We start from the raw sequence: 21,473 nt of genomic DNA, 5'->3' as shown, positions 1-21,473 counted from the left end.
CGACGAACGTTGACGGGTGCCCGGAGCCCTTAGCCTGCTGGGCATGGGTGCGCTCATCCTGTACGTGCTGATGCTGGGCACGGCGTTCGCCGCCGGGCGGTGGGTGCGGGCCCGCTGGCTCGTGGGTGGAGTCGCCGCCGGGGCCGCCGGGGTGCCGGTGACCGGTGCCGTCGCCGAGCCCGCGATGGCACCGCAACTCGCGGTCACCTACCTGGTGTTCGTGGTGCTGCCGCTGGCCGCGGGCGCTTACCGCAGGCAGCACGTCCGGCTGCTGACCGCGCTGCGCCAGCGCAACGCCGAGCTGCGGAGGTCGCACGCGCTGCTGGCCGAGCAGGAACGCCTGCGCGAACGCCTGCGGATCGCCCGGGACATGCACGACGCACTGGGCCACCGTCTGGGTCTGGTCTCGATGCGGGCGGCCGCGATCGAGGTCGGTGACGCCCCGCCGGAGCACCGGGCCGCGGTGGCCGAGCTGGCCACCCAGGTCCGCGAGGTGGCGACGGAGCTCCACACCGTGGTCGGCGATCTCCGCGCCGACCCCCCGTCCCCGCCCGGCACCCCGAGCTCCGGCCCGCGTGACGCGGTGGCCCGGGAGCGGCGGGAATCGGTGAGCTCGGAGGCGCAGGAGGCCGAGGGATGGCCCGCGGAGGGGGATCGGGAGCCGGGTGCGTCGGGGGTTCGGGGGATCGACGGGCTGGTGGAGCGGTATCGGCGGGCGGGGGGATCGATCGCGCTGCGCGGGAGCGGCCCGGTGGGGTTGCTGTCGGGCTCGGTCGAACGGGCGGCTTATCGGGTGATCGAGGAAGGGCTGACCAACGCGAGCAAGCACGCGCCCGGCGCGCCGGTGAGCGTCACGCTCGAGTGGGAGGACGACACGTTGCTCTTGAGCGTGGAAAACCCGGCGCCGCGCGTGCCGGCGGGTGAGGGGTACGGCCTCCGAGGCCTCGACGAGCGCCTCCGGCCGCTCGGCGGCGCCTTCGCGCATCGGTGGGAGGGCGGCCGCTTCCGCCTGACCGCGATGCTTCCGACCGCGGCACCCACCGCCCCATCCACCGCCGCGCCGGTCGTGGCACCGACCGCCGCGCCGGTCGTGGCGCCGACCGCCGGGCCCGGCGGATTCGGGGACGAGGGACTCGACGGGCGGGAGGGTGCGATCGATCGGGTGCGTTCGTTCGTGCTCGGGGCGGCCACCGCGGCGATCCTGTTCGGGGCTCTGCCCGCGGCGATGATGCTCGGGGTGCGGTGAACACCGTGATCCGGGTGCTGATCGCCGACGACGAACCGTTGATCCGGGCCGGGATCCGGGCGGTGCTGGAGTCGGATCCGGGGCTCTCGGTGGTCGCCGAGGTCGCGGACGGGCGTGCCGCCGTCGAGCGGGCTGCCGCGCCGGGGGTGGACGTGGTGCTCGTGGACATTCGGATGCCGCTGCTCGACGGGCTGGGCGTCGTCGAAGAACTGCGGCGGCGCAAGCCCGCGCTGCCGGTCGTCGTCCTGACCTCGTTCGGAGGCGAGCCGAACGTCGTGCGGGCGGTGCGGCACCGGTCCGCCGGGTTCCTGCTCAAGAACGCACGGCCGGCCGAACTGATCGCGGCGGTGCGTGCCGCGCACGCGGGGGAGGCCTACTTGTCACCGGCCGTCGCCCGGATCGTTCTCGGAATGGTCGAGCCCGGCGACGCGGAGCGCCGCCGGGCCGCTCGCACCCGGCTGGCGACGCTGGCCGGCCGCGAGCGGGACGTGGCCGACCTGGTCGCCGAGGGCCTCTCGAACGCCGCGATCGGCACCCGCCTGCAGATGACCGAGGCGACGATCAAGACCTACGTCAGCCGCATCCTGACGAAGCTCGGCTGCGAGAACCGGGTGCAGATCGCGTTGCTGGTTACTTCCGCTTGTCCAGAGCGTCGATCGTGAAGTACAGGAAATCCTGGGCGCAACCGTCGATGACCTGGTCTTTCTCCGCCTTCTTGCCGGACGTGTAGGCGCCGCTGGAGAACACCAGCCAGTGCCCGTACGCCTTGCGGTAGAACCACCAGTCCTTCTTGCCCGACTGCCCCTCGGCCGCGACGTTGTGCCGGCGCGGGACGAAGCTGCCCGCGGTGCTGCCCTTGATCGCGGTCTCGGCCTGGGCGGCGGTGGCGGCGTCGGGGAAGTTCAGCGCGCCGAACGTCACCGCGCAGCTCGTCGTGGTGTTCACCGCGGTGACACTCGTCACTTCGGAGCACTTGAGCTTCTTCACCAACGCGACCGCGGCACCGTCGACAGAGGTGCCGCAGTTGGCGACCTTGTCTTGGCCGGTGCGCGTGTAGCTGCCGCTCGTCGGGATCGTGTATTTGGGCTGGCTGAGCGCGGTGAGCTCGAGCGGGGCCGGGTCGGTCGTCCGGGACGCGAGCTTGTCGGACGCGCCGGACGACGAGGTCGGGGCCGCGCTGGAGGGCGCGGTACTCGGGCTGGGAGCGCCGGTCGTGGCGGACGGCTTCGGGGCGGCCGCCTTGTCGGTCGAGCCGTCGTCGCGCAGGAAGTACCAACCGCCGAGGGCTGCCAGGATCAGCACCAGCACGACCACGCCGGCGATGATCGCGATCAGCTTGCCGCGGCCGCCGGGCTCGTCCGGCGGGGGCTGGTTGAGCGGACGGCGGGTCGGGGTGACCGCGGTGCGGTCGTTCTCGGCCCGGACCGGTAAACCGCTGCCGCCGTAGCCGTAGTTCTGGCCGTACGGGTCACCGCTCGGGCCTTCGAGCGGCGGGTACGCCGCGGGGGCACCGCTGGACGGTATTCCGCTGGCCGGCATGCCGCTCGTGGGCATGCCGCTGGCGGGGATGCCGCTCGAGGGGGCGCCGGGCGGCGGGCCGTAGCGCTCGGGCTGCCGCTGGTAGCCCGAAGGCCCCTCCTGGTAGCCCTGCGCCTGATAACCACCGTCGGGGTAGCCGCCGTCCTGGCGCCCGCCGTCCTGGCGCCCGCCGTCCTGGCGCCCGGCGTCCTGGTATCCGGTGCCGGGGTAGCCGGCCTCCGGGTAGCCGCCGGACGGGGCCTCCTGGTAGCCGGTCGGGTAGCTGCCCGACGGGGTCTCGCGGTACCCGGCCGGGCCGGTCGGGTAGCCGCCCGGGTAGCCCGGCTGGGAGCCGTGGCCCTGGTCGGGGTATCCCTGCTGCTGCGGGTCGGCGGCATATCCCTGCTGGTCGGCGGGGTAACCCGGCTGGTTGCCGTACCCCTGGGGGTATCCCGGCTGATCGCCGTAGCCCGGCTGACCGCCTTGGTACCCCTGCTGGTCGGCGTAGTCCTGCTGCTGCGCGCCGGAGTAACCCTGCTGCGCGCCCGGGTAGCCCTGCTGTTCGCCCGGGTAGCCCGGCTGCTGGCCGCCGTAACCCTGCTCGGCCGGATAGCCCTGCGACCCGGCTGGGTAGCCCTGCGGCCCGGCCGGGTAGCCCTGGGATTCGGCCGGGTACCCCTGCGGCCCGGCCGGGTAGCCCTGGGACTCGGGCGCATAGCCCTGTTCGGCCGGATAGCCCTGCGGGTCGGCCTGGTAGCCCTGCGGTGTGCCGTAACCCTGATCGGCGTACCCCTGCGGCCCCTGCTGACCGGCGTACGGCGGTTGCTCGCTGTAACCCTGCTGGTTGCCGTACCCCTGCTGGTCGCCGCCGTACCCCTGGTCGGGATAGCCCGGCTGCCCCTGGTAGCCCTGCTGGTCAGCCGGGCGGCCCGCAGGCCCGCCCGGCGCCGCGTGCTGGCCCGACGGCGTCTCCTGGTACCCCTGCTGGGACTGCTGCGTGCGCGACGGTTCGAACCAGCTCTGCTCGGAGTCCGCGCCGTAAGCGTGCTGGTCGGGGTACCCCTGCTGGGGGTAGCCCCCCGGTTGCGGGTAGCCCGGGTACGGAGGCTGGGAGGTACCGTCGGGCCCGGGCTCGTCGGCGTTGCGCTCGTCGGCACCGGGCCGACGCGCTGGGGGGCTGTCCCAACCCGGTTGGCTCGGAGGCGGCGGCGTGCTCATGACGCGAGCCTAGCTACCCTGCGCAGCAACTGTGCGTCGCATCCACGGGCACCGGACTACTCTTAAGAAGCTACGTCGTGCCCGGGCCCGCCTCGGCACGCCGATTTTGACCATGCTCGAATCTGCCGGGTATCCTTGGCTGCTGTTGCGCGTTCCGTGGGTGAACCACCCGGTTGCGGCGCGCTCCACCGCCGGTGAGCGGCCAGCGGATCCGAGAGTACTGACGAGACAAGGTAGACCCGTGCGTACGTTTAGCCCGAAGGCCGGAGACGTCCAGCGTCAGTGGCACGTCATCGACGCGAACGATGTCGTCCTCGGACGGCTCGCTACCCACGTAGCCCAGCTGCTGCGCGGTAAGCACAAGCCGATCTTCGCGCCCCACGTCGACACCGGTGACTTCGTCGTCGTCGTGAACGCGTCCAAGGTCGCCCTGACCGGTAACAAGCGCGAGACGAAGGTCGCCTACCGCCACTCCGGCTACCCGGGCGGCCTGAAGCGAGTCGGCTACGCCGAGCTGTTGGAGACGCGTCCGGAGCGGGCCATCGAGCTCGCCGTCCGGGGCATGCTCCCGAAGAACAAGCTCGGTCGCCAGATGCTGAGCAAGCTCAAGGTCTACGCCGGCCCCGAGCACCCGCACAGCGCCCAGAAGCCGACGCCGTTCGAGATCAACCAGGTCGCCCAGTAATCCGCGACATCGCTGACCAGCTGTAGGAGATTTTTAGCGTGACCATCCCTGTCGTCGCGGAGAAGCCGGTCCAGACGGTCGGCCGCCGCAAGGAGGCCATCGTCCGGGTTCGCATCATCCCGGGCTCCGGCCAGTTCAAGCTCAACGGCCGCACCCTCGAGGAGTACTTCCCGAACAAGGTGCACCAGCAGCTCATCCGTGAGCCGTTCGTCACCCTCGAGAAGAACGAGCAGTTCGACATCGTCGCGAGCCTGCGCGGCGGTGGCATCACCGGCCAGGCCGGTGCGCTCCGGCTGGCGATCGCGCGTGCGCTGATCATCCTCGAGCCCGACGACCGTCCGGCGCTGAAGAAGGCCGGCTTCCTCACTCGTGACCCCCGGGTCAAGGAGCGGAAGAAGTACGGCCTCAAGAAGGCCCGCAAGGCGCCCCAGTACAGCAAGCGCTAGTACCAGTACAGCAAGCGCTAGTACTCGAAGCGCTGATTTTTCAGCTCGGTATGTTGTCCCGGCCGGTGGCTGTCTTGCCACCGGCCGGTGTGTTTCCCAACCCGGCGGAGTGACGGATCTGATGGGTCGTCTGTTCGGTACCGACGGAGTACGAGGCCTCGCCAACGGCGACCTCACGCCGGAACTCGCGATGGCGGTTGCCGTCGCTGCGGCGCACGTGCTTGCCGGAGTCGAAGGGCCGCGTCCGAGGGCAGTCGTGGGTCGTGACCCGCGCGTCAGCGGCGAAATGCTCGAGGCGGCGGTCTGCGCCGGCCTCGCCAGCGCGGGCGCGGACGTGACCAGAGTCGGCTCGCTGCCGACCCCCGCCGTCGCCCACCTCACCGCCGAACTCAGCGCCGACCTCGGGGTCATGCTCTCGGCGAGCCACAACCCGATGCCCGACAACGGCATCAAGCTCTTCGCGCGCGGCGGGCACAAACTGCCCGACGAGATCGAGGACGCGATCGAGGAAGCGATCCGGCACAACGCGGCCCGCGAGTGGACGCGCCCGGCCGGTGCCGGGGTCGGACGCATCGGTGACCTCACCGACGGCGGCGAGCGTTACGTCGAGCACCTGCTCACCACGCTGCCGCACCGGCTCGAGGGCATCACGGTCGTCGTCGACTGCGCGAACGGCGCGGCGTCCGCCGTGGCGCCCGAGCTGTACCGGCGGGCCGGGGCGACGGTCATCGCGATCGCCGCGGAGCCCGACGGGCTCAACATCAACGAGGGCGTCGGTTCGACGCACCTCGACGTCGTGCGGGCCGCGGTGCTCGAACACGGCGCCGACATCGGCGTCGCGCACGACGGCGACGCCGACCGGTGCCTCGCGGTGGACGCCGACGGCAACACGATCGACGGCGACCAGATCATGGCGGTCCTCGCGCTCGCGATGAGGGACGCCGGAACGCTGATCGACGACACGCTCGTGGTCACCGTGATGAGCAACCTGGGCCTGACGATCGCGATGAAGGACGCCGGCATCTCGCTGGTCACGACCGGTGTCGGCGACCGGTACGTGCTCGAGGCGCTGCGGGCGCAGAACCTGGCGCTGGGCGGCGAGCAGAGCGGGCACGTGGTGATGCCCGCGCACGCCACCACCGGCGACGGCCTGCTGACCGCGCTGCACCTGATGGCCCGGATGGCGTCCACCGGCAAGACGATCGCCGAGCTCGCCGGAGCCGTGACCCGCCTCCCGCAGGTGCTGATCAACGTCCGGGTGGCCGACAAGGCGGCCGTCGCCGAGGCCGAGTCGGTCGCGACCGCGGTCGCCGAGGCCGAGCGCGAGCTGGGCGGCACCGGACGGGTGCTGCTCCGCCCCTCGGGCACCGAGCGGCTGATCCGCGTGATGGTGGAGGCGAAGAGCCAGGAGTACGCCGAGGCCGTCGCTCAGCGCATCGCGAAGGTAGTAGCTGACGTCGGCTAGAACGGCCGACCAGGGACTCGTCCGGCGCTTCGCACTGGCGCTGGCGGTGGCCTGTGCCGCCGCCGTGCCGGTCGCGCTGCTGGCGATCGTGGTCAAACACGTCGACGGCCCGGTGGCCCGGCTCGATCTCGCGGTCGCCGACGGTCTCAACCGGTTCGCGGTCGACCACCGAGGGTTCGTCGACGCGCTCGACGTGATCTCCACCGTCGGCCACCCGGCGACGTTCCGGCTCGGGGCCACCGTGGCCGCGCTCTGGCTGCTCGCGGTCGACCGTCCACGGCTCGCGCTCTGGACCCTCGTCACCACCTGGGGCGGCGCGCTGCTCGGCGTCGTTCTCAAAGTGGTGGTCACCCGCGCCAGACCGGTGCTGCCGGACGCGGTGGCACACGCGGACGGATACTCGTTTCCCTCCGGCCATGCGCTCGGTGCGTGCGTGGGCAGCGCGGTGCTGCTGTTGCTCTGGCTCGACCTGGCCCGGCCGGATCGGAAGGCGTTCGGCTGGGCGGCGGCCGGTCTCGTCACCGCGATCGTGTGCTTCTCGCGGATCGGCCTCGGCGTCCACTACCTGAGCGACGTCGTCGGCGGATGCCTGGTCGGCCTGGGCTGGACCGCGGCCACGACGATCGTGTTCCAACTCTGGCGACGCGACGCCGGGCTGGCGCCCGTCGACGTGGTCAGCACCGGCCTCGAACCCGAGCGCGCCGAGCCGGACGACGACCCGCGCCCTTTGCCGCAGTGGTGGGGGAGTCTCACCGAAGCCGGCCGGCTGCTGCCGAGGATCGTGCCGTTCTGGATCGGTCTCGTGGCCGTCACTGCCGGTATCGGCGAGCTGCTGGTCCGGTTCGTTCCGGACGACACCGGCCTGAACCGCTGGTTCGCCGACCACCGCGCCCCGCTGTTCGACGACCTCACCGCGTTCGGCTCGCTGATCGGCGAGACCGGCACGATCACCGTGATCACGGTCGCGAGCTGGCTCGCCGCCCGGCTGATGTACCGGCGCTGGCTGGAGCCGACCGTGCTGCTGTTCGCGGTGCTCGGCGAGGTCTGGGGATTCGTGCTGGTGACCGCGCTGGTCGATCGTCCCCGGCCGCCGGTGCCCCATCTTGATCTCGCGCCTCCGACCAGCAGTTTCCCGTCCGGGCACACCGCGGCGACGGTGTGCTGCTACGGGGCGCTGGCGGTGCTGGTCGGGGGCGGGCGGCGGGCCTGGTATCTCGGTGGGGTCGCTGTGCTCGCCGCGGTCGTCGGCCTCTCGCGGGTCTACCGCGGGATGCACCACCCGTCGGACGTGCTGGCCGGAGCCGCCTACGGAGCGGTGTGGCTCACGATCGTGGTGGTGATCCTGTTGCACAGATCACCGGGACCCGATCGATTTGCTGTCCGAAAGGTCAGGAGTCCTCGCCGAAAGTAGCTCTCTGTCATCCCGGCGTAGGGAGCCGGGTAGTCACTTGGGTAACCTCGGCTCCATGTGTGGAATCGTTGGGTACACCGGCCCGCGTCGGGCGGTCGACATCGTGGTGGAAGGTCTCCGCCGGCTCGAGTACCGGGGATACGACTCCGCCGGTGTCGCCGTGATCGACAACGGCCGGATCGGTTTGGAGAAGAAGGCCGGCAAGCTGGCCAACCTGACGAACGCGCTGGCCGATGCCCACAGCCCGGTCGGCAACACGGACGCGTCGACGGCGATCGGCCACACCCGCTGGGCGACGCACGGTGGCCCGACCGACCGCAACGCGCACCCGCACCTGTCGGCCGACGGCAGCATCGCCGTGATCCACAACGGCATCATCGAGAACTTCGCGGCCCTGCGCAACGAGCTCGAAGACCGGGGCGTGGAGTTCCGCTCCGACACCGACACCGAGGTCGCCGCGCACCTGATCGCCGAGGCCTACTGGTCGCTCGACGGCCAGAACTACGGCCACACCAGCACCGACGCCGGCTCGGGCCGGTTGGCCGAGGCGATGCGCATCGTCTGCCGCCGGCTGGAGGGCGCGTTCACGCTGCTCGTCGTGCACCGGGACGTGCCGGGCGTCGTCGTCGGTGCGCGCCGGAACTCGCCGATGGTCGCCGGCCGCGGTCAGGGCGAGAACTTCCTGGCGTCCGACGTGTCGGCGTTCATCGAGTACACCCGCGAGGCCGTCGAGCTCGGCCAGGACCAGGTCGTCGAGGTCACCGCGGACGGCATCGTCGTCACCGACTTCGCCGGCGGGGCCGCCCAGGTACGCGACTACCACGTCGACTGGGACGTGTCGGCCGCCGAGAAGGGCGGCTACGACTACTTCATGCTCAAGGAGATCGCCGAGCAGCCCCAGGCGATCGCCGACACGCTGCGCGGCCGCCTGACCGAGCACGGCGAGATCACGCTGGACGAGGTCCGCCTCACCGACCAGGACCTCCGCGACATCGACAAGATCTTCGTGATCGGCTGCGGCACCAGCTACAACGCCGGTCTGGTCGGCAAGTACGCGATCGAACACTGGACCCGTATCCCGGTCGAGGTCGAGCTGGCCAGCGAGTTCCGCTACCGCGACCCGGTGCTCGACCGGTCGACGCTGGTCATCGCGATCAGCCAGTCCGGCGAGACGATGGACACGATCATGGCGCTGCGCCACGCCAAGGAGCAGAAGGCGCGCGTCCTGGCGGTCTGCAACACGAACGGTTCGACGATTCCGCGCGAGTCCGACGGGGTGCTCTACACGCACGCCGGCCCGGAGATCGCGGTCGCGTCGACCAAGGCGTTCGTCACCCAGATCATCGCGGTGTACCTGGTCGGCCTGCACCTCGCCCAGATCCGCGGCATCAAGTACGCGGACGAGGTCGCGGCGATCGTCGACCAGCTCAAGGCGACGCCGGACGCGGTCGCCGAGGTGCTCCGGACGATGGAGCCGGTGCGCAAGCTGGCCCGGGACCTGTCCGGGTCGCAGCAGGTGCTGTTCCTGGGCCGGCACGTCGGCTTCCCGGTCGCGCTGGAAGGTGCGCTGAAGCTCAAGGAGCTCGCGTACATGCACGCCGAGGGCTTCGCCGCCGGTGAGCTCAAGCACGGCCCGATCTCGCTGATCGACGACGGGGTGCCGGTGATCATCACGGTGCCGTCCCCGCGCGGGCGCAGCATCCTGCACGACAAGATCGTGTCGAACATCCAGGAAGTGCGGGCCCGGGGCGCACGGACGGTCGTGATCGCGGAAGAGGGCGACACCGCGGTCGAGCCGTACGCCGACCACATCATCCGGGTGCCGAAGACGACGACGCTGCTCGCGCCGCTCACCACGGTCGTGCCGCTGCAGGTGCTGGCCTGCGAGATCGCCGCCGCCCGCGGCAACGACGTCGACCAGCCGCGGAACCTGGCCAAGTCGGTCACGGTCGAGTAGCAGGCTGAGTCAGCCTCGCCGACCCCGGCCGCCGTCGGAGCTGATCACCTGGCCGGTCACCCAGGCCCCCTCGGGCCCGGCCAGCCAGGCGATCAGAGAGCAACTCGAGTGGTCACGGAACCCACCGTGCCACCCGGCCGGTCCGGCGTGCCAGGGTGGTGGGCGTGATCGTCAGTGTCGGCATCGACGTGGTGCTCGTCGAACGGTTCGCGGCGGCGGTGGCCCGTACCCCGCACTTCGCCGAGCGGCTGTTCACGGTGGAGGAGCGGCTCACCTCCGCCGGCCACCCCCGGCCAGCGGATTCGCTGGCCGCGCGGTTCGCCGCGAAGGAGGCCGTGGCGAAGGCGCTGGGCGCGCCCGGCGGTCTGTTGTGGCACGACTGCGAGATCGTCGCGGACGAGGCCGGCCGGCCGTGGCTCACGGTGAGCGGCACGGTGGCCGAGGCCGCGGCGAAACTCGGCATCACCCGCTGGCACCTCTCGCTCTCCCACGACGGCGGGATCGCATCGGCAATGGTGGTGGCGGAGGCCGCATGAGTGCTGAGGACGCAATGACGGGCGCCTGGCCGGTGAAGACGATCCGGGCCACCGAGCACGAGGCGATGGCCGGGTTGCCGCCGGGCGGGCTGATGCGCCGGGCCGCGGCCGGGCTGGCCCGGCGGTGCGCGTCGCTGCTGGCCGGCTCCGGTGGCGTTTACGGTGCGCCGGTCGTCCTCCTGGTCGGTGGCGGTGACAACGGTGGCGACGCGCTCTACGCGGGCGCGACGCTGGCCCGCCGCGGTGCGGTCGTCCGCGCGGTGGCCGGGGTGCAGGACGAACGGGTGCACCGCGCCGGGCTCGCCGCGCTGACCGCGGCTGGTGGCCGCCTGGTGGAGCTCTGCGACGTCCGCACCCGGCCCGCGCTGATCGTCGACGGGCTGCTCGGCATCGGCGGGCGCGGCGGTCTCCGTCCGGACGGCGCCCGGCTGGCCGACGCCGCCGAATCCTGGCGTGCCGAGGGCAGCCTGGTCGTCGCCGTCGACCTGCCCAGCGGCGTCGAGTCCGACACCGGTGAGGTCACCGGTGTGGCCGTCACCGCCGACCTGACCGTCGCGTTCGGCAGCTACAAGGTCGGCCTGCTGGTCGGTGAGGGTGCTCAGCGCGCCGGGCTGGTCGAGCTCGTCGACATCGGGCTGAACTTCGCCGAGCCGCCTGCGCTGCGGCTGGTCACCGCCGAGGCGGTACGCGGCTGGTGGCCCCATCCGGGGCCGAACGACGACAAGTACACCCGCGGCGTGGTCGGTCTCGCGTCCGGGTCGGAGCAGTACCCGGGCGCGGCGATCCTGTCCACCGGTGGTGCGCTCTCCGGCCCGGCCGGCTACGTCCGCTACGCCGGGGCGGCCCGCGAGGCGGTCCGGTTCGCCCATCCGGAGGTCGTCTGCTCGCCGACGGTGGCCGACGCCGGCCGGGTGCAGGCCTGGGTCGTGGGTTCCGGTCTCGGTACGGACGACGACGCGGTCGAGGCCGTGCGTCGCATCCTCGCCACCGACCTGCCCGTGGTGCTGGACGCCGACGGGCTCACGATCGTCTCGCAGCGCATGGATTGGCTGCGTGAGCGCGAGGGGCCGACCGTCGTCACCCCGCACGACCGCGAGTTCGCCCGGCTGGCCGGTGAGGTCGGTCCCGACCGGCTGGCCGCCGCCCGCCGGGCCGCCCGCGATCTCGGCGCGACCGTCCTGCTCAAGGGCAACCGCACGGTCATCGCCGGTCCGGACGACGCTCCGGCGTTCGTGGTGGCGGCCGGAGTGCCGGAACTGGCCACCGCGGGCACCGGCGACGTGCTGTCCGGCGTCATCGGGTCGTTGCTGGCGGGTGGGCTGCCCCCGGCCGAGGCGGCCGCGGCCGGTGCCTTCGTTCACGGCACGGCGGGCCGGCTGGCCGCGGAAGCCGGGCCGGTCGTCGCGTCAAGGGTGCTGGCCCGACTCCCCGACGCGGTGCGCCGCGTATTGCGCGATTAAACGCTGACCGACCGGGCGAGTAACGCTTTCGACCGTATGAATATCGGTCGGGAATTCAGCGGAGGAGCGGGTTTCGGCGATCCGATAATCTTTTGCCGCGAGTAAAGATGATGCTCGCGGCGCTTGATCGGAATTCCGCACCCGGAGGGGCCGTGTCGATTTCTCTGTTCACTTTCCTGACCCTGGTTCTCTGTATCCCGCCAATTGTTTCGACGTGGCCGGGCAATCGGATCGACCGGCGTTTGCGCGAGCCCGAGAAGGTTCGCCTCCTCACCTATTTACTTTCCGGGTCACTCGTACCGGCGAATTTCGCGGTGGCGCTGTTCCACGGTGACTGGCCGCTGACCACCGACCGGGTGTGTGCGATCGGGCTGTTCTCGGTGGACGCCCTCGCGGTCGGGCTGCTCCTGCTGGTCGTCCACCAGCGCTGGATCGACCCGCGACCGGCCGGTCAGCCGCGGCGGATCGTCGCGATCGGAGCGCACCCGGACGACCTCGAGCTGGCCTGTGGCGGCACGATCGCGAAGCTCCACGACTCCGGCCACGAGGTGCACGCGCTCGTGATGTCCGGAGGCGAGGTCGGCGGTGACGCGAGCCGGCGCCCCGGCGAGGCGGTGTCGGGCGGGAAGCTGCTGGGCACCACGAGCGTCACCGTCCACGACTTCCCGGACACCCGGCTGCGCGACGTCGAACTGGAGATGACGCAGGTCATCGAGGCGGCGATCCGCCGGTACAACGCGGACATCGTGCTGACCCACTCCGGGAACGACCAGCACCAGGACCACCACGCCGTGCACCTGGCGACGCTGCGCGCCGGGCGCCAGCACCCGGCGATCCTCTGCTACGAGAGCCCGTCGGTGACCTCGGACTTCAGCCCGCAGGTCTTCGTCGACATCGGCGACTACGTGGACGTCAAGGTCAGTGCGGTCAGCGCGCACCGGGACCAGGCGGGCAAGCCTTACATGACCGGCGACCGGATCCGGGGCATCGCCAGCTTCCGCGGCTCGCAGGCGAAGATCGCGCACGCCGAGGGCTTCGAGCCGGTGCGGCTGCTCTGCTCCTCGGTCGGTGACCTGTGACGGCGCCGCTGGTGGTGGTGACCGGGGCCGCCGGGCCCGCCGGGCGGAGCCTGTGCACCCAGTTACGGGCCTACGGCGTCCGGGCGCTCGGAGTCGACCTGGTGCCGCCGCCCGACGACCCGGACGTGCTGGCCGTGCCGGCGGCCGGCGATCCGGCGCTGCCCTCGGTGCTGACCGAACTGGCCGCGCGGCACGGCGCCGCGCTGATCATCCCGACCGTCAGCGAGGAACTGCCGGCGCTGGCGCCCTACGCGGACACGCCCACGCCGATCGTCGTCGGTTCGGTGACCGCCACCGCGCTCGCGCACGACAAGTGGTGGACCGCCCGGGCCCTGGACGCCGCCGGGGTACCGGTGCCGCACTGTCTCGTCGTCGAGGGCGGCTGCACCCCGGCCAAGCTGGTCGACCTGCTCGGAGCCCCGTTCGTCACGAAGCCGCGGGCCGGGCGGGGTGGACGCGGCGTCACCGTGCACCGCCCGGGCGCGAACTGGGACCGTCCGCTGCCCGACGTGCCGCGGATGATCGCCCAGGAGTTCGCGCCCGGCGAGGAGTACGCGGTGGACCTCTACCGCTCCCGGGACGCGGCCGGCGCCGATCCGGTGGTCGTACTGCGCAAGACGAGCCGGACGCACGGCGAGGTCGGCAACGCGGTCACGGTCGAGCGGGCGGACGAGCAGGACGTCGCCGAGGTCGCCCTGTGCGCCGCCAGGGCACTGCAGCTCTACGGCCCGGCCGACGTCGACGTGCGGCGCCGTGCCGACGGGACGCCGGTGGTGCTGGAAGTCAACGCCCGATTCGGTGCGCACAGCGCCGCGGCTCCGGAGATCGTCCGGGCGTTGCTGGCCGAGTACCTCGCGGCCGTGGCGGTGCCGGTGTGATCGTGCTGACCGCACTGTTCGCCGCGCTGAGCCTGCCGATTTTCGTCCTGGGTTCGTTCAAGATCGTCTACTACCCGGCCGCGCTGCTATTCGAAATGCGACGCAAGGCCGAACCGATCTTCACGCACTCCGAGCCGTTCGTCTCGATCATCGTTCCGGCCTACAACGAGGGGGTGGTGCTGACCAATTGTGTCGATTCGATCCTCGCCGACGATTATCCGGCGAAAGAGATCATTCTGGTGGACGACGGATCCACCGACGAGACTTTACAGATAATGCAGAGGTATGCGGACGACCCGTCCGTGATCATCGTCGCCAAGGAAAACGGCGGGAAAGCGTCGGCGTTGAATGCCGGTATCGCCCGGTCGAGCGGGGAAATCCTGTTCTTCGTCGACGCCGACGGCGTGTTCACCCCACGGACGATCCAGCAGATGCTCACCGGTTTCGACCGGGCCAGCGTCGGGGGCGTCTGCGGTAACGACGAGCCGGTGAACCTCGACCGGCTGCTGCCCCGCATGGGCGCGCTGATGACACACGTCGGCACCGGGTTCTGCCGTCGCGGGCTGGCGCTGATGAACTGCCTGCCGATCGTCTCGGGGAACCTCGGCGCATTCCGCCGGTACGTCATCGAGCGGGTCGGCGGGTTCCGGGAGGACTGCATCGGTGAGGACCTCGAGCTCACCTGGCGGGTCCAGCGGATGGGGTTCCAGATCAACTTCCGTCCCCAGGCGACCGTCTACGCGGAGGTACCGGCCACCGTCCGGGGTCTGTGGAAGCAGCGCGTCCGTTGGGCGAGGGGGTTCCTGCAGACGACGCGAATCCACCACGACATGATCGGCCGTCCCCGTTACGGGCCGTTCGGCCTGTTCCTGGTGCTCAACGTCGGCGCGATGCTCGTCGTCCCGGTGCTGCAGCTGATGACCGTCGTGCTGCTGCCCGTACTCGCCGCGACCGGCCGCGCGCCGATCGGGTCGACCGGCCTGGCCGTGCTGGGCTGGCTCGGGCTGATCTCCGGCCTGATCGCGGTGCTGTTCGCGCTCGCCCTCGACCGGGCCTGGCGCGACCTGCGTTTTCTCTATCTGGTCCCGATCTGGCCGCTGTACTCGCTCGTGATGAGCGCGGTCATGGTCTGGGCCGTCGTTCTCGAGCTACGAGGTACTCGCGCGGAATGGAACAAGCTCAGCCGCACCGGCGTCGTCAGCCGGCCCGAGGTACGGCCCCAGCCCGTGGAGGCGGCGCCCGGGTGAGCCGCCGACGGTTCCTGCAGGGAGCGGTGGGTGCGCTGGGCGCTCTCACGGTCGGTGCGGCGGCCGAACCCCCGGCCCCGACGCGGACGCTCAGCCTGGGCTTCGACGACGTGCTGACGGCCGGCCGGGCCCCGGACGCCGCCCGCAACCGGATCGCGCTGCTGGGGGCCACGGCGGTCGCGGTCACGGCCGGGCGGGCCGACTGGACGACGTTCCGCTGGGCCGATCGGCCCAGCGCCAGGGCCGCGCAGATCGCACGGGCCGGAACCGACCCGTTCGGCGTCGTCGTGACGTCGGTGGAGGCGGGCCGGACGGTCGTCGCGGTGATCGACGTACTCGCCGAGCGACTGCTGGCCGGGCGTCCGGAACTGGCCGCCCGGGACGCCCACGGGGTGGCGTCGCCGTTGCGCCCGTCGTTGACAGCGCTGGCCGAGGGGGAGGTCGGAGACCGGGTCGTGGCGATGGCCGACTACGTGCTCGGTCACTACCCGGTCCAGGCGATCAACCTGACCGAACTGGACTTCTACGAGTTCGGCTACGGGCCGGACGACCTGCGCGAGTACCGGCGGGCGACCGGTGCGGCCGACTGGCCGCGCCGCCCGGACGGCAGCGTCGACATCGACGCGGAGCCGATCGGCGTCTGGCGGTCGGGCCAGGTGGCCGCGGTGATCCGGCGGGTCGCCGAGGTGACCCGCAGGCACCGGGCGTCGTTGCTCGTCGACGCCAGGGTGTCCTGGCCGGACCTGTCCCGGCGGGGGCGGGAGTTCGGCCAGCACTACCCGACGCTGCTGGCGGCCGCCGATCAGCTGGTGCTCTGGTACCTGCCGGGCCTTTCCGGCCACCCGGCGACCGTCGAGCGGCTGCTGGCCACGCTCCCGGAGAACGAGCGCCGCCGGTACGTCCTGTCGGTCGGGCTCTGGTCGGACACCGGCGCGTCGGTACCCGACCGGCTCGGTGACGCGGTACGAGCCGCCGAGGGAGCCGGGCTCGGCGGCACCTGGGTCACGCCCTACGGCCTGCTCGGCCCCGGTACCGAGCACGCACTACGCCGAGCCTGGTCCCGGGACGTCCGGGTGTAGTCCACGTCCGAAGTCCTGGGAGACTGGAGGAATGCTGCAAGCGGAAGCGGTGATCGACCTCGACGCGATCCGGGCCAACACGGCCTACCTGGCCGGCCGGGCCGCGGAGCACTCAGCCGCGACGATGGCCGTGGTCAAGGCCGACGGCTACGGCCACGGTGCGGTGCCGTCGGCCCGGGCCGCGCTCGCCGGTGGTGCGACCTGGCTCGGCGTCTGCACGGTCACCGAGGCACTCGAACTACGCACCGCCGGCATCAAGGCACCGGTGTTGACCTGGCTCAACGCTCCCGGTACGGACGTCACCCCGGCCATCGCCCAGCGCGTCGACGTCGGCATCCCGAGCGTCCGCCTGCTCGACGAAGCGGTCGCGGCGGCGAAGGCGGCCGACCGGACCGCGCGGCTGCACCTGAAGGTCGACACCGGACTCGGCCGGTCCGGCGCGACGCCGGACGACTGGCCCGACCTGCTGACCGCGGCGGCCAAGGCCGCGGCGGAGGGAACCGTCGAGATCGTCGGCGTCTGGAGCCACTTCGCCTACGCGGACGCCCCGGGGCACCCGACGATCGCGGCCCAGATCGCGACGTTCCACGAGGCGCTGGACGTCGCCGAGCGGCACGGCATCAGACCGCAGGTGCGGCACCTGGCGAACTCGGCCGGCACGCTGTCGCTGCCGCAGGCCTACTTCGACCTGGTCCGCCCGGGTGTCTCGGTGTACGGGCTGTCGCCGATCCCGGACTGGCCGGCCGCCGAGGCGCTGCGCCCGGCGATGACACTGCGCGGGCGGGTGCTGATCGCCAAGCGGGTGCCCGCCGGCCAGGGCGTCTCGTACGGGCACACGTACCACACCACGGCCCCGGCGACGCTGGCCGTGATCCCGCTCGGGTACGCCGACGGGATCCCGCGGCACGCGAGCAACGGCGGCCCGGTGCTGCTCGGCGGCAAGCGCCGGACGATCGCCGGACGCGTCTGCATGGACCAGTTCGTGCTCGACGTCGGCGACGACCCGGTGTCCGACGGCGACGAAGCGATCCTGTTCGGCCCAGGCGACCAGGGCGAACCCACCGCCGACGACTGGGCTGACGTGGTCGGCACGATCAACTACGAGATCGTCACCCGGGTCGGCGCCCGGGTGCCGCGCACGTACGTGGGGGCCTGACGATGGATCCCGCCAAGGCGGTCAGCAACGCCGGATCCGGAGGCGTGTCCGCCGCGCTCGGCCTGGCCGGAGCGCTGGTCGGTGCATTGGCCGCCGGGGCCGCGGCCGGTGTCGCGGCCGAGCGGTTCGCGGTGCGCCGCCGCCGCCGGGCCGACGATCCCTACGGCGACGAGCCGTTCGGGGCCCTGCCGTACGACAACGCGCGGATCGTCACCGCCGACGGCGTCGATCTCTACGTCGAGACCGTCGAGGCGGACGGCGAGCCCGACCTGACCGTGATTTTCGTCCACGGGTTCGCGCTCGACATGGGCACCTGGCACTTCCAGCGCCGGGTCTTCACCGGCAGCGAGGACCCGAGCGTCCGGATGGTGTTCTACGACCAGCCGGGCCACGGGAAGTCCGCGCCGCGGCCGGACGGGAACTACACGATCGACCAGCTCGCCGACAGCCTGGCCGAGGTGATCGCCAAGGTCGCGCCAGAGGGCCCGCTGGTGCTGGCCGGGCACTCGATGGGCGGCATGACGCTGATGTCGCTGGCCGAGCGGTACCCCGACCTGGTGCTCGACCGGGTCGTCGGGGTGGCGCTGGTGTCCACGTCGGCGGGTCACCTGGACGACGTCGCGCTCGGATTCCCGCCGATCGTCGCGTGGCTCCGCGGTGCGGTCACGCCGACGCTGAGCCGGGTCCTGCGCTGGCAGCCGGTGATGGCCGAGCGGGGCCGCCGGTCGGGCAGCGACCTGGCCTTCCTGCTGACCAAGCGCTACGGCTTCGGTACCCCCGACCCCAGCCCGGCGCTGGTCGAGTACGTCGAGCGGATGAACGAGGGCACCCGCGTCGACGTCATCGCCGGCTACCTCTCGACGCTCTCCCAACACGACCGGTACGCGGCGCTGGAGGCGTTCGCCGGCCTCGAGACGCTCGTCGTCTGCGGCGACAAAGACCTGCTCACGCCGGTCGAGCACACCCGCGAGATCGCGAAGCTGCTGCCGAAAGCCGCGTTGCTGGAGGTCCCCGACGGCGGCCACTGCACGCTGATGGAGCACGCCGACGTCACGAACGACGCGCTGGCCGAGCTGTTCCGGCGGGCCGCGCTGGTGGCAGGCGGGCGTCGTCCTTCGTCGGCGGCCAAGCGCAGCGAGTCGGCGGCGGCGAAGCAGCGCCGCGGGTGGGCCCGGCGGGCCGGGGAACAGCAGCGCAAAGCACTCGATCGGATCCTGCGGCGGAAGGGCGCCTGATGTTCCTCAAGACCGCGGACGACACGCGCGACCTCGGGCGTGCGCTCGCGACGGTCCTGCGGGCCGGAGACCTGATCGTGCTGGTCGGTCCGCTGGGCGCGGGGAAGACCCAGCTCGCGCAAGGGATCGGTGCCGGTCTCGGCGTCCGCGGTGCGGTCACGAGCCCCACGTTCGTCATCTCCCGCGTCCATCCGCCCGACCCGTCCCTCGGCGGTCGGCTTCCCCTCGTCCATGCGGACGCCTACCGGCTGGGCGACGTCGCCGAGGTCGACGACCTCGATCTGGACGCGGACGTCGACCGGGCGGTCACCGTGATCGAGTGGGGCGCCGGCCTGGTGGAGCAGCTCACCGACGGCTACCTGGAAATCCGCCTCGACCGGGACGAGGACTCCGACGTCCGGGTCGCCACGCTGATCCCGCACGGGAGCGACTGGGCCGCCCGCCTCGCCGCACTCGACCTCGCCTGAGCCCCGGAGCTGGTCAGGCCGGCGCGTCGCGCCCGGCCAGCACCCGGATCGTGGGCAGCGCGCCGACCAGCGACGACGCGCAGGCCAGCGCGAACACCCAGGGCACCGCGGCGGCGGTGACGAGTACTCCGGCCACCGCGGCGCCGATCGAGCTGCCGACCAGGAACGCGGTGATCAGCCAGGCGAACGCCTCGGTCACGGTCCCGGCGGGCGCGAGCCGGTCGATCGCCAGGAACACCAGCGTGATGATCGGCGGCAGGCACAAGCCGCTCACCACGCTGAACGCCAGCGCGAGCGGGAACGCCCCGGACGACGTCGGGACGAACGCCATCGGCAGGTACCCGACGCCCAGGGCGCCGAGCAACCAGGGCAGGACCCGCCCCGGCGACACCCGGTCGGAGCGCCCGGAGAACCAGACGCCGACGAACAGCGCGCCCCCGGCGTTCGCGGCCACCAGCCAGGCCGTCCAGCCGCGATGGCCGGACGCCTCGCTGAACGCGGCCGCCGCCACCGGGTAGGTGCCGATGGTCAGGCCGGCCAGCAGCATCGAGACGTAGACCCGGCGCAGGCGCGGTGGGCGCAGCGCACCGGCCCAGTGCCGCTCCTCGACTTCGGCCGGGCGCCACTGCCGGGACTGCGGCGCGGCGGCGAACCAGAGCGTGCCCGCGAGCCCGATCACCGCGGCCGCGTACAGGCCGCCGGCCGGGCCGAACGCGGTCGCGATCAGCACGATCAGCGGCCCGAGGACGAAGATCAGCTCCTGCGAGGCCGCGTCCAGCGCGTAGACGCGGGGTACCTCACGTTCTCCGAGCACCGTGGGCCAGATCGCCCGGAGCCCGGGCTCCACCGGCGGGGTCGCCGCTCCGGCGATCACCGCGACGACGATCCCGGTCAGCGGCCCGACGAACGGCAGCGCGGCCAGCGCGGCGGAGCAGAGCACGCCCGCGCCGACGATGACCCGCGTCTGACCGGTGCGGTCCATCCGGCGGGCCAGCACCGGACCGCCGACGGCCGTGCCGGCCGTGTAGGCGGCGGCCAGTGCACCGGCGACGCCGTAGCCCTCCGACGAACCCCGGGTGAACAGCACCAGCGCGACCGGGATCATCCCGGTGGGAAGCCGCCCGAGCAGGCTCGACGCCAGCAGGCGGGCGACCACGCGCTGGCGCAGCAGCGCCAGCGGCGAGCGCGCGTCGGAGATCTCGTGCTGGGACATGGGCTTCCCCGGGAGTGGAGCGGGCGGGATCGGAACGCCTCGGCCCGTTGGTGACGGGGCCGGGTGGCCGCGTCAGCGGCCCGCTGATCCGGGGAAGTCTCCGCGCTCGCGGTCGTCGCCGTAGAGCGGCAGCTGAACCTCGAGCGACATGCGACGAGTATGCCCGAAGCGGCCGCCACGCGACAGCGACGCGACTCCGCCCCCGTGGGAGCGGCACGGCTGCTACCGGGAGGTATTAGAGTTCGCCTATCTGTGAAATAGGAAGGAACGCCTGATGAGCGTCACCGATGACCTGGTGCAGAACGCCGAGCGGTACGCGGCGAACTTCGACAAGGGCGACCTGCCGCTCCCGCCCGGCAAGGGCGTGGCGGTACTGGCGTGCATGGACGCCAGGCTCAATCCCTACGGCCTGCTCGGCCTCAGCGAAGGCGACGCGCACGTCATCCGCAACGCCGGTGGGGTCGTCACTGCCGACGAGCTGCGGTCGCTCGCGATCAGCCAGCGCTTGCTCGGTACCACCGAGATCGTCCTGATCCACCACACCGACTGCGGGATGCTGACGTTCACCGACGACGAGTTCAAGGCGTCGATCCTGGCCGAGACCGGGTTGAAGCCGTCCTGGGCGGCCGAGGCGTTCAGTGATCTCGACGTGGACGTGCGCCAGTCGATCGCCCGGATCAAGGCCGACCCCTTCATCCCGCACAAGGACTCCGTCCGCGGTTTCGTCTACGACGTCGCGAAGGGAACCCTCACCGAGGTGCACTAGAGCCGGTGTCGAAGTCGTTGAGAGCCATTCGTTGACGGCTGCGACTCGATCCTCGTTCGCGGAGGTGGGCGTCCTGGCCGGCCTTGGTCGGGCCCTCGCCGGCCAAGACCCGGGACGGACGTGCGCGAGGCCGTCCCGGGCCCGGCCGGGGCACCCCGAGACCGGCCCGGCGCGTGATCGACCGGCCCGGGCGGCGTGTGGTGGGTCGGTTGGTCCTCGGTAGGTGGGGCTCGTCGCTGTTCATCCGGAGATCGTTCGGCCGGTCGCCGCCGGTCGGGTTGGGTGGTCCGGGCGAGTAGCGGCGTGTCGTTGGGGTGGGTGCCGGCGGAGACGATCCGGAGAGGGTCCCGTCGGCGTCGAGGCGCGGCCACACCTACAGACGGGCGCTCCAAGGGGGCACACGCTGCAGGA

19 protein-coding genes are annotated in these 21,473 nt (G+C 72.0%); 17 read left to right on the top strand and 2 right to left on the bottom strand.

Annotated features, from left to right (window positions below):
- Positions 1 to 43: 43 nt before the first annotated feature.
- Together ACIBZJ_RS29485 and ACIBZJ_RS29480 are read left to right on the top strand one after the other, a co-directional pair.
- A complete protein-coding gene (locus ACIBZJ_RS29485) occupies positions 44 to 1,246 on the top strand; it encodes a sensor histidine kinase (RefSeq protein WP_395935271.1) in 1,203 nt (400 codons plus the stop codon).
- A gap of 5 nt (positions 1,247 to 1,251) precedes the next feature.
- Complete coding sequence (locus tag ACIBZJ_RS29480) at positions 1,252 to 1,908, top strand: response regulator (RefSeq protein WP_395935586.1); 657 nt, start codon at positions 1,252 to 1,254, stop codon at positions 1,906 to 1,908.
- Here the strand turns inward: ACIBZJ_RS29480 and ACIBZJ_RS29475 are convergent.
- Positions 1,877 to 3,982 (bottom strand): hypothetical protein, encoded by a 2,106-nt coding sequence (locus ACIBZJ_RS29475; protein ID WP_395935269.1) that lies wholly within the window; start codon positions 3,980 to 3,982, stop codon positions 1,877 to 1,879. The two genes, ACIBZJ_RS29480 and ACIBZJ_RS29475, sit on opposite strands and share 32 nt — an antisense overlap.
- 241 nt (positions 3,983 to 4,223) lie before the next feature.
- Between ACIBZJ_RS29475 and rplM the strand changes: the two genes are divergently transcribed.
- The 14 genes from rplM (at position 4,224) to tsaE (ending at position 19,083) form a co-directional block, all read left to right on the top strand.
- The gene (gene rplM / locus ACIBZJ_RS29470; protein WP_395935267.1) at positions 4,224 to 4,667 is read left to right on the top strand and encodes a 50S ribosomal protein L13; all 444 of its coding nucleotides are present in this window, start codon (positions 4,224 to 4,226) and stop codon (positions 4,665 to 4,667) included.
- A gap of 38 nt (positions 4,668 to 4,705) precedes the next feature.
- Positions 4,706 to 5,113 carry a 30S ribosomal protein S9 gene (gene rpsI, locus ACIBZJ_RS29465; protein ID WP_395935265.1) on the top strand — a complete coding sequence of 136 codons (408 nt, stop codon included), beginning with the start codon at positions 4,706 to 4,708 and terminating at the stop codon, positions 5,111 to 5,113.
- Positions 5,114 to 5,234: 121 nt separating this feature from the next.
- Positions 5,235 to 6,578 (top strand): phosphoglucosamine mutase, encoded by a 1,344-nt coding sequence (gene glmM, locus ACIBZJ_RS29460; RefSeq protein WP_395935263.1) that lies wholly within the window; start codon positions 5,235 to 5,237, stop codon positions 6,576 to 6,578.
- Between the two features lie 46 nt (positions 6,579 to 6,624).
- Positions 6,625 to 7,989: a phosphatase PAP2 family protein gene (locus tag ACIBZJ_RS29455; protein ID WP_395935261.1), complete on the top strand. Its 1,365-nt coding sequence runs from the start codon at positions 6,625 to 6,627 to the stop codon at positions 7,987 to 7,989.
- A 55-nt stretch (positions 7,990 to 8,044) separates the two neighbouring features.
- Positions 8,045 to 9,946: a glutamine--fructose-6-phosphate transaminase (isomerizing) gene (gene glmS / locus ACIBZJ_RS29450; RefSeq protein ID WP_395935259.1), complete on the top strand. Its 1,902-nt coding sequence runs from the start codon at positions 8,045 to 8,047 to the stop codon at positions 9,944 to 9,946.
- 164 nt (positions 9,947 to 10,110) lie between these two features.
- Positions 10,111 to 10,482: a holo-ACP synthase gene (locus ACIBZJ_RS29445; RefSeq protein ID WP_395935257.1), complete on the top strand. Its 372-nt coding sequence runs from the start codon at positions 10,111 to 10,113 to the stop codon at positions 10,480 to 10,482.
- Between the two features lie 14 nt (positions 10,483 to 10,496).
- Positions 10,497 to 11,942: an NAD(P)H-hydrate dehydratase gene (locus ACIBZJ_RS29440; protein WP_395935584.1), complete on the top strand. Its 1,446-nt coding sequence runs from the start codon at positions 10,497 to 10,499 to the stop codon at positions 11,940 to 11,942.
- A gap of 242 nt (positions 11,943 to 12,184) precedes the next feature.
- Complete coding sequence (locus ACIBZJ_RS29435) at positions 12,185 to 13,021, top strand: PIG-L deacetylase family protein (RefSeq protein ID WP_395935255.1); 837 nt, start codon at positions 12,185 to 12,187, stop codon at positions 13,019 to 13,021.
- Positions 13,018 to 13,899: an ATP-grasp domain-containing protein gene (locus ACIBZJ_RS29430; RefSeq protein WP_395935253.1), complete on the top strand. Its 882-nt coding sequence runs from the start codon at positions 13,018 to 13,020 to the stop codon at positions 13,897 to 13,899. Before ACIBZJ_RS29435 ends, ACIBZJ_RS29430 begins: the two co-directional genes overlap by 4 nt.
- On the top strand, positions 13,896 to 15,146 hold the full coding sequence (locus ACIBZJ_RS29425) for a glycosyltransferase (RefSeq protein WP_395935251.1): 1,251 nt from the start codon (positions 13,896 to 13,898) through the stop codon (positions 15,144 to 15,146). Before ACIBZJ_RS29430 ends, ACIBZJ_RS29425 begins: the two co-directional genes overlap by 4 nt.
- Positions 15,143 to 16,225, top strand: coding sequence for a hypothetical protein (locus ACIBZJ_RS29420; RefSeq protein WP_395935249.1), 1,083 nt, complete (start codon positions 15,143 to 15,145; stop codon positions 16,223 to 16,225). The genes ACIBZJ_RS29425 and ACIBZJ_RS29420 overlap by 4 nt, the downstream gene beginning before the upstream one ends.
- A gap of 31 nt (positions 16,226 to 16,256) precedes the next feature.
- Positions 16,257 to 17,381, top strand: a complete 1,125-nt coding sequence (alr, locus tag ACIBZJ_RS29415) for an alanine racemase (RefSeq protein WP_395935247.1) — start codon at positions 16,257 to 16,259, stop codon at positions 17,379 to 17,381.
- A gap of 2 nt (positions 17,382 to 17,383) precedes the next feature.
- Positions 17,384 to 18,616 (top strand): alpha/beta fold hydrolase, encoded by a 1,233-nt coding sequence (locus tag ACIBZJ_RS29410; protein WP_395935245.1) that lies wholly within the window; start codon positions 17,384 to 17,386, stop codon positions 18,614 to 18,616.
- Positions 18,616 to 19,083 carry a tRNA (adenosine(37)-N6)-threonylcarbamoyltransferase complex ATPase subunit type 1 TsaE gene (gene tsaE / locus ACIBZJ_RS29405; protein ID WP_395935243.1) on the top strand — a complete coding sequence of 156 codons (468 nt, stop codon included), beginning with the start codon at positions 18,616 to 18,618 and terminating at the stop codon, positions 19,081 to 19,083. The genes ACIBZJ_RS29410 and tsaE overlap by 1 nt, the downstream gene beginning before the upstream one ends.
- Before the next feature lie 13 nt (positions 19,084 to 19,096).
- Here tsaE and ACIBZJ_RS29400 read toward each other — a convergent pair whose 3' ends face one another.
- Complete coding sequence (locus tag ACIBZJ_RS29400; protein WP_395935241.1) at positions 19,097 to 20,296, bottom strand: MFS transporter; 1,200 nt, start codon at positions 20,294 to 20,296, stop codon at positions 19,097 to 19,099.
- A gap of 274 nt (positions 20,297 to 20,570) precedes the next feature.
- Between ACIBZJ_RS29400 and ACIBZJ_RS29395 the strand changes: the two genes are divergently transcribed.
- Positions 20,571 to 21,062, top strand: coding sequence for a beta-class carbonic anhydrase (locus ACIBZJ_RS29395; RefSeq protein WP_395935239.1), 492 nt, complete (start codon positions 20,571 to 20,573; stop codon positions 21,060 to 21,062).
- Positions 21,063 to 21,473: the final 411 nt, after the last annotated feature.

The sequence above is a fragment of the Cryptosporangium sp. NPDC051539 genome (assembly GCF_044454545.1).
Taxonomy (GTDB): Bacteria; Actinomycetota; Actinomycetes; order Mycobacteriales; family Cryptosporangiaceae; genus Cryptosporangium.
The sequence above is the reverse complement of the archived record's forward strand: the minus strand, read 5'-3'. Positions and strand labels throughout refer to the sequence as shown.